This is a genomic window from Arthrobacter sp. LFS091 (assembly GCF_047977885.1).
In the GTDB taxonomy this organism is placed as follows: domain Bacteria; phylum Actinomycetota; class Actinomycetes; order Actinomycetales; family Micrococcaceae; genus Arthrobacter.
In genome coordinates this window covers 126037-140545 of the sequence record NZ_JBFPFP010000010.1, presented here as the reverse complement: position 1 = coordinate 140545, position 14509 = coordinate 126037, and the positions used below count along the sequence as shown (strand labels likewise).

The 14509-nt window shown below is 64.8% G+C and carries 14 protein-coding genes; 5 read left to right on the top strand and 9 right to left on the bottom strand.

Annotated features, from left to right (window positions below; translation table 11 throughout):
• The first annotated feature begins 77 nt into the window (after positions 1–77).
• Complete coding sequence (locus ACNQOP_RS18630; protein ID WP_235520547.1) at positions 78–749, top strand: potassium channel family protein; 672 nt, start codon at positions 78–80, stop codon at positions 747–749.
• Positions 749–1477 (top strand): potassium channel family protein, encoded by a 729-nt coding sequence (locus ACNQOP_RS18625; protein ID WP_257368375.1) that lies wholly within the window; start codon positions 749–751, stop codon positions 1475–1477. Before ACNQOP_RS18630 ends, ACNQOP_RS18625 begins: the two co-directional genes overlap by 1 nt.
• On the opposite strand, the gene ACNQOP_RS18620 is transcribed toward ACNQOP_RS18625, so the two are convergent.
• The 4 genes from ACNQOP_RS18620 to dut form a co-directional block, all read right to left on the bottom strand.
• Positions 1444–2214, bottom strand: a complete 771-nt coding sequence (locus ACNQOP_RS18620) for a DUF3159 domain-containing protein (RefSeq protein WP_416405402.1) — start codon at positions 2212–2214, stop codon at positions 1444–1446. The two genes, ACNQOP_RS18625 and ACNQOP_RS18620, sit on opposite strands and share 34 nt — an antisense overlap.
• A complete protein-coding gene (locus ACNQOP_RS18615; protein ID WP_416405401.1) occupies positions 2211–2588 on the bottom strand; it encodes a hypothetical protein in 378 nt (125 codons plus the stop codon). The genes ACNQOP_RS18620 and ACNQOP_RS18615 overlap by 4 nt, the downstream gene beginning before the upstream one ends.
• Positions 2581–3315, bottom strand: coding sequence for a DUF3710 domain-containing protein (locus ACNQOP_RS18610; protein WP_416405400.1), 735 nt, complete (start codon positions 3313–3315; stop codon positions 2581–2583). Before ACNQOP_RS18610 ends, ACNQOP_RS18615 begins: the two co-directional genes overlap by 8 nt.
• Before the next feature lie 97 nt (positions 3316–3412).
• Positions 3413–3964 (bottom strand): dUTP diphosphatase, encoded by a 552-nt coding sequence (gene dut / locus ACNQOP_RS18605; protein WP_257368380.1) that lies wholly within the window; start codon positions 3962–3964, stop codon positions 3413–3415.
• Between the two features lie 103 nt (positions 3965–4067).
• Here dut and ACNQOP_RS18600 point away from each other — a divergent pair, with 103 nt between their 5' ends.
• Positions 4068–4565 (top strand): DUF3093 domain-containing protein, encoded by a 498-nt coding sequence (locus ACNQOP_RS18600; RefSeq protein WP_257368382.1) that lies wholly within the window; start codon positions 4068–4070, stop codon positions 4563–4565.
• A gap of 19 nt (positions 4566–4584) precedes the next feature.
• Here ACNQOP_RS18600 and ACNQOP_RS18595 read toward each other — a convergent pair whose 3' ends face one another.
• Positions 4585–4884, bottom strand: a complete 300-nt coding sequence (locus ACNQOP_RS18595) for a DUF4193 domain-containing protein (protein ID WP_235520493.1) — start codon at positions 4882–4884, stop codon at positions 4585–4587.
• A gap of 284 nt (positions 4885–5168) precedes the next feature.
• On the opposite strand from ACNQOP_RS18595, the gene sepH reads away from it, so the two are divergent.
• Positions 5169–6503, top strand: coding sequence for a septation protein SepH (gene sepH / locus ACNQOP_RS18590; protein WP_416405399.1), 1335 nt, complete (start codon positions 5169–5171; stop codon positions 6501–6503).
• Between the two features lie 12 nt (positions 6504–6515).
• On the opposite strand, the gene ACNQOP_RS18585 is transcribed toward sepH, so the two are convergent.
• Genes ACNQOP_RS18585 through ACNQOP_RS18570 form a run of 4 tightly spaced genes read right to left on the bottom strand, consistent with a single transcriptional unit; the run spans position 6516 to position 11885 of the window.
• The gene (locus ACNQOP_RS18585) at positions 6516–7220 is read right to left on the bottom strand and encodes a thymidine kinase (protein WP_284987286.1); all 705 of its coding nucleotides are present in this window, start codon (positions 7218–7220) and stop codon (positions 6516–6518) included.
• Positions 7213–8418: an alkaline phosphatase family protein gene (locus ACNQOP_RS18580; RefSeq protein WP_416405398.1), complete on the bottom strand. Its 1206-nt coding sequence runs from the start codon at positions 8416–8418 to the stop codon at positions 7213–7215. Before ACNQOP_RS18580 ends, ACNQOP_RS18585 begins: the two co-directional genes overlap by 8 nt.
• Entirely contained in the window at positions 8415–9140 is a 726-nt protein-coding gene (locus ACNQOP_RS18575) for a DUF5998 family protein (RefSeq protein WP_235520489.1), read from the bottom strand. The genes ACNQOP_RS18580 and ACNQOP_RS18575 overlap by 4 nt, the downstream gene beginning before the upstream one ends.
• A gap of 57 nt (positions 9141–9197) precedes the next feature.
• A complete protein-coding gene (locus tag ACNQOP_RS18570) occupies positions 9198–11885 on the bottom strand; it encodes a GNAT family N-acetyltransferase (RefSeq protein ID WP_416405397.1) in 2688 nt (895 codons plus the stop codon).
• A gap of 55 nt (positions 11886–11940) precedes the next feature.
• Between ACNQOP_RS18570 and ACNQOP_RS18565 the strand changes: the two genes are divergently transcribed.
• Entirely contained in the window at positions 11941–14466 is a 2526-nt protein-coding gene (locus ACNQOP_RS18565) for a DNA gyrase/topoisomerase IV subunit A (RefSeq protein ID WP_257368389.1), read from the top strand.
• Positions 14467–14509: the final 43 nt, after the last annotated feature.

The window sequence follows — 14509 nt, the reverse complement described above, 5'->3', positions numbered from 1 at the left end:
CGGTCGTAGCGGGCTTAGCCCCGTCTCGGCGGTAAAGTCATACCGAGCGGCACGGACAACACACATAAGGAGACATGGTGGCTCACTTCGTGATCATGGGTTGCGGGCGTGTTGGCGCAACCCTGGCACATACTTTGGAGGATGCCGGCCACTCAGTGGCCATCATCGATCAGGATGAGCGGGCCTTCCGCCGGTTGCGCCACACTTTCGGCGGCCGGAAGGTCACCGGCGTTGGCTTCGACCGGGACACCCTCAAGCAGGCGGGCGTGGAAGACGCGTACGCTTTCGCAGCGGTTTCCAGCGGCGACAACTCGAACATCCTGGCTACCCGGGTGGCCAGGGAGACGTTCCATGTGGCCCACGTCGTGGCACGTATCTACGATCCCGGCCGCGCCGAAATCTACCAGCGGCTGGGCATCCCCACCGTTGCTGCCGTGCGCTGGAGCGCGGACCAGGTGTTGCGCAGGATACTTCCCGAGCAGCACTTGGCCGGCGACTACCGCGAACCTTCCGGCCGGCTCATCCTGGCCGAAGTGGACCTGCACGAGGCCTGGATCGGACACAGCCTGTCCTCCATCGAGGCCGCTTCGGGAATCCGCATCGCCTTCCTGACGCGCTTTGGCGAAGGCCTCCTCCCCCACCCAGGTACGGCTTACCAGGAAGGCGACACCGTCCACGCCATGGTGAGCCTGGACCGAACATCCGAGATCACCCGGATCCTCGCCAAAGCACCCGCCAAGGAGTCTTAGTGAAAGTTGTCATTGTTGGCGCAGGCAGCGTCGGCTCATCCATTGCCCGTGAGCTCCTGTCCCACAAGCACCAGATCCTGCTCATTGACCTCAAGCCCGAGGTTATCGGCCGCAGCGGGCTCCGGGGTGCGCGTTGGCTGGTGGGTGATGCTTGCGAACTCAGCACGTTGCAGGACGCCAAACTGGAGGATGCCGACGTCGTGGTTTCCGCCACGGGTGACGACAAAGTGAACCTGGTGGTCTCCTTGCTCGCCAAGACCGAATTCGGCGTCGGGCGCACAGTGGGACGGGTTAACAACCCGAAGAACGACTGGATGTTCAACGATTCCTGGGGCGTCGACGTCGCAGTGAACACCCCGCAACTGATGACCGCACTGGTGGAAGAAGCGGTGGAGATCGGCGACATCGTGCGCCTGCTGACCCTCCAGACCGGCGTTGCGTCAATCGTCGAGTTCACCGTTCCGCATGACTCCCACGTCATTGGAAGCACCGTGGGCGACATCGACTGGCCGGATGACTCCACTTTGGTGGCCATCCTGCGCGACCAGGCCCCCATCACACCCACCCGCGACGACGTCCTTGACGGCGGCGACGAACTGTTCTTCGTCACCACCATCGCTGCGGAGGATGGCCTGCGCGCCCTCCTGTCACCGGGCTCGGAGCTCGGCGGCCAGGACGGCAACGGCGTGCTGGATCAGTCCGCCGACGACGACGGCTTCGACGGCTGAGTTGCCGGCTTGGTGACCAGCCAGGCTACCCAAAGGCCGAGGATATACAGCGGCGCACCCATCAGGAGCCGGGTGGTGGCCAATGCCGTCAGGCCTGCTTCGCCCATGAAGTAGAGGGGCACCTGGACCACGAGGCGCAGTGCCAGCACTGCTGCCACGATCCAGGTTCCCAGTTTGTAGGCACGAAGCCGTTCCGGGTCCTTGCGCCAGTCCAGGCCCTCGTTGCGCACGAAGCCGAAGAGCAGGCCAGCCACCGGCCACTTGATGGCGATCGACACCATCATGGCCGCAATGTAGGCGATGTTGGTGAAGAAACCAAGAACGTAGAAGTCTTCAGCTTTGCCGGTGGTGTTGGCCAGCCAGGCCGAAATACCGACGCCGACGATGCCGGCAACGGCCTGCGTCAGGGGGCGCCGTTGAACCAGCCGAACCACGGTGAAAATCGCTGCCGACGCCAGGGCGGCGATGAGGGAAGGACCCAGGTCCCGCGTGATGGTGAACACCACCAGGAAGACCAGTCCGGGCAGAATGCTCTCGGCGATCCCTTGGATTCCTCCGGCGGACTTGAGCATGTCCACGTGGCCCGCACTGTTTCGCTGGAGGCCCGCTTTTCCCGCGTAGCCTGCAGCGAGGTCGGACATGCTGGGCCGGTTGTCGGGGGTCAAGGCCGGCGTTTCATCGCCGCGCGGCGTCGCCCCTGCGTTGTCCTTTGGCTCTGAACCGTTGGCCACGGTCATAGGTGCTCCTGACGGGAGAGAATTTCGTAGCGTGGATTGAACATTGCCGGCAGGCCGTCGAGCTGGGTCACCATGCCGTTCAGGCGAAGCCGTACACCGGCCTCGATCCCGGGAACACGCGTCCTGCCCAACCAAATGACCCGGAGTCGGTCAAACGGCCTCCGGGCGCCCTTGGACAGGAGCAAGGACTCGCTTCCATGTTCCAGTGCGTCCACGACCACTGCCGAGAAGAAGGGCTGTTCGCTGGGTGGCTGGTGCGTAACCGACTCGATGTAACCCGTACAGGTTGCCCTGCCGCGGGTGGGCAGGTCCCGTACGCCCTCCCCCAGCGGCGATCGATCTGCAAACCCGTTTCGGGTGGGCCTGTCAGCCAATCTGGGTAATCTCCGGACCACGTTCGGGTTGCTGCAGGCCGGGTGCGCCCTGCGGAGCCCCGGGCTGCCCGGCAGCGGTTGCGTCCTTGGGCAGGCGAAGCTGCAGCAACTCACGTGGGGGCATAGGGTTGTCGCCCCGGACTACGACAACACGCCGGAAAAGCTCTTCAAGGCCAGCCGCTGCGTCGCGGTCCAGGGCCGCTTCTCCCCCGAGCACTCCCCGGAGGAACCAGCGGGGTCCGTCGACTCCCATGAAACGGGCCGCCCGGAACCCGTGGCTGCCGTCAGTGGCTTGCGCCGGAAGCTTCGCGACCAGTTCCGTGCCGAACGCACCGGAGATCTCCTCGGTTTCGCCGCCCTGGCTGACGACGGATTGGGTGATCTGCTCACGGATTTCATCCCACAGGCCCTCTGACCGCGGGGCGGCAAAAGCCTGGAGCTGCAGGCTGGACCCGGCAAGGTCCATGGTGACGGCGACGACGCGCTGGGTGGCTTCTTCCACCTCGAGCCGCAGCTGCAGCCCTTCGGCAGGGGCGATCAGCAACGCGCCCAGGTCCACATAACCGTCACGGTCCTCGATTTCATCGATATCCAATGGACCCTTGCCGAGCCGGAAGTCGCCGGGGGTGCCAGGCTCCGCGCTTTCTTCTGCCGTACCGGATTCATCGACGGCGGCAGCGGATTCCGCTTGCTCGTCCTTGGACTTCTTGCCGCGCCCAAAAAGCATGGGGTTTTCTCCTTAGTAGTGGTCTATCCCCAAGTAAACCGCAACCACGTAAAACAACTGCAATGCGGCGGGATTCAGATGCCAGCGCTTGCCAGGGTCAGTGGTTTGCAGGGGTGGTCGGTGCGTTGAAGCCGCCGGTGGATCCGAAACCGCCGGTACCCCGAACGGAATCAGAGAGCTGGTCGACAGCCACGAACCGCGCATATTCGACGCGTTGAATCACCATTTGTGCAATTCTATCGCCGCGCTTGAGGTCGATGGCGTGGTTCTGGTCGGTATTGAGCAGGGTCACGGCGATTTCGCCGCGGTAGCCCGCGTCCACCGTTCCAGGAGCGTTAACGACTGTCAGTCCGTGCTTGGTGGCGAGGCCCGAGCGCGGGTGGATAAGGGCCACGAATCCGTCCGGCAGCGCAATGGACACGCCCGTCGGCACAAGCTTCCGCTCACCGGGGGCCAAGTGCACGTCCTCGCGGGACCGCAGGTCGGCTCCCGCGTCTCCGGGGTGGGCGTACGAGGGTGCTTCCAACCCGGCGTCGAGCATTTTAAGCTGCACCTCCAAAGTGGGGGCGCCGTAGGAAGGGGCGGTGTTGCCGCTGTCCGCGTTGACGGAGGCGGCGTCTGAACTGAATACTGCGGTCTCGTTGCTCACAGTCGTCCATTCTACGGGGACCGGGCCCCGCGGGAAGCTCCCCGTCCATGGCCACCGTTGCCTGTGAACCCGCTGGGAGTCGATCGCCCGATAAGCTGGTCCCATGCCTACGCCTGACCAGTCTTCACCCGTGCCTGCCCGGAACACCCCCTCATCTTCCGGGGTCCTGTACAGCGAAAAGCTGTGGCCGTCACCGTGGATCTGGATTGTCGTTGTTGGCCTTTCCAGCGCAGGCCTTCTCATGTTCGGCCCCATCAGCGTGGCGACCGGAATCATCGCAGCGATCGCACTCCTGGCCATCATGACCGTGATGCTGGTGCTCTCGACCCCCACCATCACCGTTACCGCGGACACCGTGCGCGTAGGCCGGGCAAGCATCGACCGCAGGTTCGTCGGCACCGTAGAGGCCTTCAGGAAGGGCGAAGCGACGGCGGAACGCGGCCCGCGGCTCAACGGCCTGGCGTACATGTGCTTCCGCGGCTGGATCGACCCCGTGGTCAAGATCGAGATCACGGATCCCGCAGACCGCACCCCCTACTGGCTCGCCTCGTCCCGCAGGCCGGAGGAACTGGTTTCTGCCCTCACGGCGCGCCAGTCCTGAGAAACGGGCGGCCGGCCCCTCAGCTTTCGCACTCCGTGCAGTAAAGGTGGCCGCCCCGTTCTGCGGCAATTTGCGACCTGTGCTTGACCAGGAAGCAGTTGAAGCACGTAAATTCGTCAGCCTGGGGAGGCATGACCTGAATCAGGAGCTCTTCCCCCGACAGATCGGCTCCCGGGAGCTCGAAGCCATCGGCGAGCTCGGCCTCGTCGACGTCGACCGCTGAGGATTGCTTCCCTGACTGGCGCGTCTTGAGCTCCTCAAGGGAGTCCTCGCTGGCGTCTTCCTCGGTCTTGCGAGGGGCATCATAATCCGTTGCCATGGTCCTGCTTCATCCTCCGTACCTGCTCCGGTTGGGTTCCCGGTCGGGCGGATCAGTCCCCGCCGCCGGTAACGATGCAACGCCGGACGCCTGGGTTTTGTGCCCGATATCGGGCAGATTTTCCTCCCCCCACCACTGAATGTCCAGAGGTCCGGCCTTGGGCCAACCTCTTCGCCGGGGCCGATTCAAGGGAATATCACGGCACGCCCTTTGTCCTAGTAGGAAAAGAGCGTGACGGGTGGCAGAGTTTCGAATGTCAGTTATGCCATGTGGTGGAGGGTGTTATGCAGGATCTACGACTGGTAGGAGTCCACGACGACGGCGGGCATCTCCTGCTCAGCGGCCCCGGTGGGGCGATGTTCCAGCTTCCGATCGACGAGGCCCTCCGGGCCGCGGCGAGCCGGACCCCTGCCCAGGTAGCGGCGCGGGCCTCGAATACCCCCATTGCCATGTCCCCCCGGGATATCCAGGCCAGGATCCGGAGCGGGGCCACGGCAGCGGAGGTCGCCGAACTCTCCGGGCTCCCCCTGGCGAACGTACAGCGTTACGAAGGCCCCGTCCTTGCCGAGCGTGAGTACGTGGTCCGCCAGGCACGCGGAATCGAAGTCGCTTCGCCCGCCCCCGGTCACGACATGTACCGCTCGGTTTTTGGCGACCAACCGGCCACCCTTGGCGACATGGTGGATCACCGGCTGTCCGCCCACGGCATTGACTCGGCCACGGTCGAATGGGACTCCTGGCGCCGTCCGGACGGATCCTGGACCGTCGTCGCGCGTTTTGAAACGGTCCCTGGAACCCACGGAAACATCGGCGAAGAGCCGCCCGCCATGTGGACCTTCAGCCCCCAACGCAAGTCACTCCAGAACGCCAACCGTTGGGCCCAGCAGCTCAGCGAGCTCGAGCCCCTGGACGGACCGGTTCCTGCCCGGCGCCTGGCCGCGGTTTCGGACCGGCCCTTCGATTTTGAGAACGACGCCGATTCCGCAGCGCGTGCCTCCGCCAAGGAATCAGACAGCCTGCTGGAGATGCTCCGCTCACGCCGTGGGCAGCGGTTGGGCGTGGACGAAGACGGCGATGACGCCCTCGCAGTCCTCCTGAGCAATGTTCCGGCGGCCCACCCGCGGCCAGGCGAAGAAGTTGAGGAAGTCCTCGCAGAAGCCGCCGAAGATTCCCCTGAACCGGTCCCTGCAACCCCGGAAGAACCTGCCCGCAAGGACGGCCGCCCTTCCATGCTTTCCCGTCTGAGCCTGGCGCCACGGCATGCTGGTTCCGAGGATGACGACGATGTCCTGAAGCTCCACCAGGGCGTCAGCACTGACACCCGTGAGATCACGGTTGTGGCCAGTCCCCTGCGCCCTGTCACGTCCTTGACGGCACGCAAGCCCGCTGGGCTGTACGAACTGTTGGGCGGCAGCACCCAGGCCGCTTCAAGGAGCGATGAGGGGTCCACCGGCGATGAGGCGGAAGGCAGCCTTGTGCAGCCGGCACCGGCTGACGACGCCAAGGACCGTGAGGGCGGCAAGGACGTTGAGGCTCCTGCTGAACGCCAGCCGTCACGACCCAAGAGGTCCAGCATCCCGAGTTGGGACGAGATCGTCTTTGGAGCCCGGGGAGACTGACTCCGCAGGCGCCTACGGCCGCGGAAGCTCCCCGGCCCCGGGCCACAGGCAGGCGTCGACGTCGAACGGAAGCGGCTGGTCCCCTCCCGCCATCAGGTTGGCACCGTGCGCTGTGACGCGCCGCATGTAGTGGCGGCGGCACAAGGTTTCGTAGCCCACGACGCCCGCGAAAGGTGCATCGTCAGCGGCAGCAACGTCACCCACCATCACCTGCTCACCTTCGACCACCATGATCCCGTTCACGGTGCGTGCGTTTTGGGTTGCCCGGCGGCCGCACCAGCACAACGCTTCGACCTGCAGGACCTGCACTTTGTCGGCAAGCTCTATGAGCCGCTGTGAACCGGGAAACAAGCGGGTGCGGAAGTCGGACGTGATTCCGAAAGCGAAAACGTCCACATCCATCTCGTCAACAACGCGCGCCAGTTGCTCAACCTGGGAGGGTGAGTAGAACTGCGCCTCGTCACAGATGAGATAGTCGACGCGGAGTCCGCTGGTACGCCGGACCACCACTTCGTCCCAAAAATCCGTACCGCTTTCCACCTCCACGGCATCGGTACGCAGTCCCAGGCGGCTGGAAATCGTGGAGTCGCCGGCACGGTCATTGCAGCTGAAGCGAATGCCGCCCCGGCCGCGTGCGCGGTGGTTGTGATCCATTTGCAGTGCGAGCGTTGACTTTCCACAGTCCATGGTTCCCGAGAAGAAGACCAGCTCAGCCACGCTTGCCCTTCCTGCCGGCGGCGGTAAAGCACAGCAGTGGCACTTCCCGCTCCGTTTTGGTCAGCGATCCATGCTGGCCTACGACTTCAAGGGACGCGGGGCGGACTCTGCTGGTGTCGTACAGGGCCAGGGTGTCGCGGGCCGCGATCATCACATCACCGATGCGGGGAGCGACGTCCGGACGCACTGCACCGAACAAACCGGCATCCACTGCCTGTTCCCTGGTGAAAGCCCAGATACGCTCGCCAAACCGCTTCCGCCAGGCGGCAAGGAGCGCGTCCCGGTGGGCTTCGGTGGCGTCGGGTTCGAGGTAGAGATGCACCATGCGGGGTTCACCGGCTGTGTGCCGGACACCAGCCACCAGCGACTCGTCGGCAGAGTAGTCGATCCGTTGGGATTCGGGAACGTCCAGCATGCCGTGGTCACCGGTGAGCAGGATGGTGGTACCTGCAGGAAGAGTTGCGGAGAGCCTTTTCACGGTGGAGTCGAGTTCTTCGAGCTGATGCTCCCAGCGGTCCGACTGGCAACCATAGCGGTGTCCGGCCTTGTCGAGCTCGTTGAGGTAGAAGTACATCAACGACTTTCCACCTCCGGCCATGGCTTCCGCCGCGGCGGCAGTCCGGGCATGCAGGGTGGTGCCGCCCACGAAGCGGCTGCCACGGAGTGCCGCCTGGGTCATGGGAGAATTGCCAAACTGTGGCAGGCTGACGGTCACGACGTCCAGCTCGGACGCCAAGCGCTCAAAAACGGTGGGGTTGGGCTGCCACTGCCCCGGATCCACCTGGGCATCCCAATTGCCCAGGAGATTGACCACTTTGTCCTGTGCGGGGTCAAGGACGTCGTAGCCCACCATCCCGTGCTGACCCGCGGGCAACCCTGTACCAAGGCTCGCCAGGGAGGCCGCCGTGGTACTGGGGAACGCGGAGTCGATCCATTGCGGGACATTGCGCTGGCCCCCGGCAATGACGGACCGGAGAAAGGGAGTGTGGGAGGCCTTCTGCTTCAACAGGCTCCGGCCCAATCCGTCGGCGAGGACGACGCAGACCCGCTGTGAGGCCGGCAATTGAAGCTGGTTGGTGAAGCCCGGCAAGCCAAGCGCAGCGGCGGAACTGGTGAGAACCTCGGCTATCGACTTGGTCCCGAACAAGGGGGGTGCGGGAATGTCGATGGATCGGCCTGTCTGTGCCGTTTCGCTCAACGCTGGTGTCCGCGGCTCAAGCGGTTGCTGAAGACCCCTGAACGGGGCCTCGGAGCGGGGATGGTGGCGTGCTGGACGGGAGCAGGGTTGCCGGTGTTCACTGCGCGCAGGGCACGGGCAAAGAGCTTGGCGTCCTGGACTGCCTGCAGGCCATCGGCTTCGGCGCTGATGCGCAGGACGATGTCCTCCTGGGCGATGGTTCCGCTGTAGCCGTGATCAGCCTCGCACTGTGGATCCCCGCAGCTGGCGGGTCCCATGTCGAGCCTTTGTCCGCCTGACCAGGCAATGGAGACGGTCAGTTCACGGACGGGGTCCGAGGACTTGTAGTTCTGCGGCTGGGAGTACATGTAACTGAGGACCACAGAGCGGATCTGGGCTACGGGCACGGACTCGGTGGAGATCTGGGCTACGATCTGCTCCCCCGCTTCGTCCAGTTGCTGATCGTCAACATGCGTGATGACCAGCATGTCCTCGGTCAGCACCAGGACGGTGATGTGGCGGCGGACCTCGGCCCGGTCGAAGTGAGTTTCCAGGTGAACCAGATGGGACAGGCACTCACGGCCGTCCAGGGCGTCATCAACGACGTCGGCCACCAACCGCGGATAGAACCCCGCCTGCTGCAACGCCTGGTCCAGGCTTTGTCCCTGCGTGGCGTGGTTGTGCGCGGCAGGGTTCCCGGTGGTGGACGGGCGGGATTGAGGCGTCGGAGACTGGGTGCTCATACCCCCATTTTCACAGATCGCCGGGTGACTTCCTAACCGCGATGGCCGTCCCTGTGGCTAACCCCGCATGGCCCGCCGGGCACTGTCCGTGCGCTGGGCCGCGTTGCCTATCCACACATCGGCAGCCAGGATCGTGGCCCCTGACGGCCCGGCCAGCACCGGATTGAACTCAACCAGCGCAATGCCCGGGTGGTCGTCCTTGAGCTTGGCCAGGCGGGCGGCAACGTCCTCCAACGCTTCAACGTCCACTGCCGGCAGCCCCTGGTAACCGAAGAGTTTCCGGGACGCGCGTGGTGAACGGATCACGTCATGCAGGTCCGCCGCGGAAAGAGGTGGGACCCTGTGTGCCCAATCGTCCAGCAGGTTCACGGCATCACCGGCCAGTCCAAAGGAGAGCACCGGGCCAAGCAGGGGGTCTTCCATGGCACGGAAAGTGCACGCCTGCCCCACCGGTGCCATGGCCTGCACTTCCAGCGCCGGTGAGCCGTAGGGTTCGAGCGCGCGACGCATCTGGGCAATGTTTTGCCGCAGCGATTCAGGGTCCTGGATGTCAAGCCGGACGCCGCCCAGGTCCAGCCGATGCCGCAGGGCTGGATCCGTGGTCTTCAGGACCACAGGCCATCCGGCCTTGTCTGCTGCGGCTACGGCCTCGTCCGGCGTACCGAAACCGAAGGTGGGGACCACCTTGATGCCGTAGCCGCCCAGCAACGCCGCGGCCGCACCGGCGTCGAGCTTCCGCAGTTTCTCGCCGGTCACTCCGGCGAGCATCGCTGCGAGGGTCTCGCGCGTGCCATCCACGTCGCAGCCAACAGGTTCGACGAAAAGCCCCTGGTCACGGTCACGCCATTGCGCATACCGGACGATAGCCGCCAAGGCAGCGACGGCGGCGCCGGCATTGGAGAAGCACGGCAGCGCCGGTTTCCCCGACAAGCCCACCATGCCCTCCACATGGACCGAAAAATCCAGGATCCCCGTGAAGGCCGCCACCACCGGCTTGCCTGCCTCGGCGCTGCATTCGGCCAGCACCCCCGCCAAGGCCTCCACTGTGAGGCCACGGGCCGGGAGGAGGGCTGCGACCACTGCGTGGACGGACTCGTCAGCCAAGCTCTCCTGGAGGCTGGCCCGCAGGGCCGGCAACGCCAGCGACATGCCGGCGTCAAGATCGACGTCGGTCACCAGGCGGTTGACGTCCAGTCCGAGCGGAACCGCGGTGTCGGCCACCACTTTGCCGAGCGCCACGGAATTCGAATACACAGCAAGTCCCGGACCTTTGGGCAGCGCCTGCGTGGACACAATCTGGGCGATGTCCATGAGCTGCTCGATGGTCTCGACGCGTATGACGCCCGCCTGCCGCATCATGGCGTCCACCGCCGCTCCCGGGGCCTGCGTGGTCCGGACCTCGTGGCCCGGCGGCAAGCTGAGCCCGGTGACGTCGGACTTGGCCACGATGACCGGTTTGCTGCGGGACAGGCGCCGTGCCAGGCGGGAGAACTTGCGGGGGTTGCCGATCGATTCAAGGTAGAGGCCCACAGCGGAGGTATCGGCGTCGTCTTCCCAATATTGCATGGCGTCGTTGCCCGAAACGTCCGCGCGGTTGCCGGCGGAGAGGAAGGAGGACAACCCGAGCCGGCGGCGGCTCGCGGCAGCGTAGACCGCCACTCCGACCGCTGCCGATTGGCTGAACAAGCCCAGGCTGCCCCTGGGCGGCATGGTCGGGGCCATGGAAGCGTTCAGCGACACGGACGGGTGGGTGTTCAGGATCCCCAGGGACTCCGGACCGATGACGCGCATGCCATTGGCCCGGGCGCGCCGGACCAACTCGTGCTGGCGGAGGAGCCCGCGCTCACCGTCATCGGCATAGCCGGCCGTTGCCACCACAATGCCCTTCACGCCCGCTGCGGCGCAGTCGTCCACCACCTTGGGTACCTCGTCATAGGGAACGGCGATGATGGCCAACTGCACCGGGTCGGGGATCTCGGACAACTTGGCATAGGACATCATGCCGGCCAGTTCCAGCGCTTCCGGGTTAACGGCGTATACCGGCCCCGTGAAGCCCCCTTCGATGATGTGTTCAAGCAGCTGGTAGCCCACCGTCCCCCACTTGCGGCTGGCACCAATAACTGCAACCGACGACGGCGACAAAAGGTCGCGCACGCTGCGCGCCTCGGCGCGGTGCTCACGGGCCTCCATGACGGCGCGGGATTTCTCCGTGGGGTCGATGTTGAATTCGACGCTGACCACGCCGTCGTCGAATTGCCTCTTCAGGTCGTAGCCGGCGTCCGCGAACACCATGAGCATCTTCCGGTTGTCCGGGAGGACCTCGGCGGTGAAGCGGCGGATGCCGTTTTCGCGGGCGGCTACGGCCAGGTGTTCCAGGAGGATCGAGCCAATGCCCCGGCCCTGGTGTGCGTCGGAAATGTTGAAGGCGACTTCGGCTTCGGCCGGATCGTCCAGCCGGTCGTACCGGCCAATGCCCATGATTTCGCCACCGATGGTGATCACGAATGCCACCCGGTTGATGTGGTCCACTTCGGTGAACCGCCGCACTTCCTTGCCGGAGAGCCTGGGCTTGAAGGAAAAGAACCGCATGTAGATGGACGCCTGGGACTGGCCGGCGTGAAATGCCTGCAGGGCATCGGCGTCCTCGGGGCGTATCGGCCGCAGATGCGCCGTACCGCCGTCGCGCAGGACGACATCGGCCTCCCAATATTCCGGATAAATGCCGACGCCGGGCTGATCCACCATAGGCTTAGCCTAGCTAAAACATCCGCAGTACGACTTTCAAGGATCCACCAACCACATGGCCCGCAGCCAAACTCCCGCACGCAAAGGCGAGCCCCTCGGCGATTTCACCGAGAACATCGTCGATATCGACGTCACTTCCGAGATGGAAGGCTCCTTCCTGGAGTATGCCTACTCGGTGATTTATTCGCGCGCCCTCCCTGACGCACGCGACGGATTGAAGCCTGTTCAACGGCGCATCCTGTACATGATGGCGGACATGGGTTTGCGCCCTGACCGCGGGCACGTCAAGAGCGCACGCGTGGTGGGCGAAGTCATGGGCAAGCTCCACCCGCACGGCGACGCAGCGATCTACGACGCCATGGTGCGCATGGCACAGGACTTTTCCCTGCGCCTGCCGCTGATCGATGGTCACGGCAACTTCGGCTCGCTCGACGACGGTCCAGCCGCCCCGCGTTACACGGAGGCCCGGCTCGCGGCCGCTGCGCTGACCATGACCGACCACCTCGACGAAGACGTGGTGGACTTCGTCCCCAACTACGACAACCAGTTGACGCAGCCGGACGTCCTCCCGGCAGCGTTCCCCAACCTGCTGGTCAACGGCACCACCGGTATCGCTGTAGGCATGGCCACCAACATGGCTCCCCACAACCTGGTGGAGGTCATCGCCGCTGCGCGTCACCTGATTGCCAATCCCGATGCCACGCTCGAGGACATCATGCGTTTCGTCCCCGGACCTGACCTCCCCACGGGCGGCCGGATCGTGGGCCTGGACGGAATCCGTGACGCCTACGCAACGGGGCGGGGTTCCTTCAAGACCCGCGCCAAGGTGGAAGTGGAACAGCTCTCCGCCCGCCGCACCGGGCTTGTGGTCACCGAGCTCCCGTACATGGTGGGCCCGGAAAAGGTCATCGAGAAGATCAAGGACGCCGTCAACGCCAAGAAGTTGACTGGTATCAGCGATGTGGTGGACCTGACGGACCGGAACCATGGGCTCCGCCTGGTCATCGAGTTGAAGAACGGCTTCAACCCCAACGCCGTCCTCCAGCAGCTGTACCGCTATTCGCCCATGGAAGATTCCTTCGGCATCAACAATGTGACCCTGGTGGACGGCCAGCCGCAGACGCTTGGCCTGCTGCAGTTGCTCCAGGTGTACGTTGAGCACCGCCTGAATGTGGTGCGCCGCCGGACCTCGTTCCGCCTGGGCAAGAAGAAGGACCGCCTCCACCTGGTGGAGGGCCTGTTGATCGCGATCGTGGACATCGACGAGGTCATCCAGATCATCCGTTCCTCCGACGAGGCCTCGGCTGCGCGCGAGCGGCTGATGTCCATCTACGACCTCACCGAAATCCAGGCGAACTACATCCTGGAACTTCGCCTGCGTCAGCTGACCAAGTACTCACGGCTGGAACTGGAGAAGGAACAGGACGAACTGCGCCGCGAAATCGAAGCACTCGAGGCTATCCTCGCCTCCGACGAGCTGCTCAGGGACCTTGTGTCCGGCGAGCTCGGAGTGATCGCCGAGAAGTACGGCACTCCCCGGCGCACCGTACTCCTTGAATCCGAAGCTGTCTCGCCCACAGTGGCCGCCGCACTCGCGGCCACGGCACCGGGACCCAAGGGCAAGGGCGCGGCACTTCCACTGGAGATCCCGGATGACCCCTGCTGGGCTTTGCTCAGTGTCTCCGGCCAGATCGCCAGGACTTCCAACCAGGAACCGTTGGCGGAGGCCGGACCACGGGCGAAGCACGATGTGTTCCGTTCGGTCGTGAAGACCACCGCCCGCGGTGAAATAGGTGCCGTCACTTCCCAGGGCCGGATGCTCCGGCTGCAGGTGATGGACATGCCTGCCCTGCCGCCGGTCTCCGGCCTGCCCAACCTGGCGGGGGGCGTACCGGCAAAGGACTTCATCACCTTGACCAAGGGCGAGACCTTGGTTGCGTTTGTGCCCTTGGACTCCGTCCTTGCGATCGGAACGGTCCAGGGCGTCGTCAAGCGCGTACAGCCCGATTACCCGCTTAACCGCGAGGATTGGGAAATCATCGCGCTGAAGGAAAAAGACTCGGTACTTGCCGTGGAGCCTGCGCAGGAGGACGACGTCGATCTCGTCTTCGTGACCAGGCAAGCCCAATTGCTGCGGTTCAGTGCCTCCAACGTCCGCCCGCAGGGAAGGACGGCAGGGGGCATGGCAGGTATCAAGCTCGCACCGGGCGACCAGGTCATCCACTTCGGTACTGTGCGCGCCAACGATCCTGCCGCCGTCGTGGTGACCATTGCCGGCACTACTGGCGCCCTTCCCGGAACGGCACCGGGAACTGCCAAGGTGACGGCGTTCGAAGAGTATCCCGCGAAGGGCCGCGCCACCGGCGGCGTCCGTGTCCACCGCTTCCTCAAGGGTGAAGACACGCTGCTGCTGGCCTGGGCTGGCCATGGCCCGGCCAAGGCGTCCTCCGCTGCCGGTGTGGCCAGGGCACTGCCCCACGAACATGGGCGCCGGGACGGTTCGGGAGTTCCGTTGTCACAGCCTGTGGAAGCAATCGGGCCGAGCATGGCTTGGCCGGAAGAAGGCAGCACAGAGGCATAAACAAGGGCCGGCGGTGACTAACCGCCGGCCCTCATTTATCTGC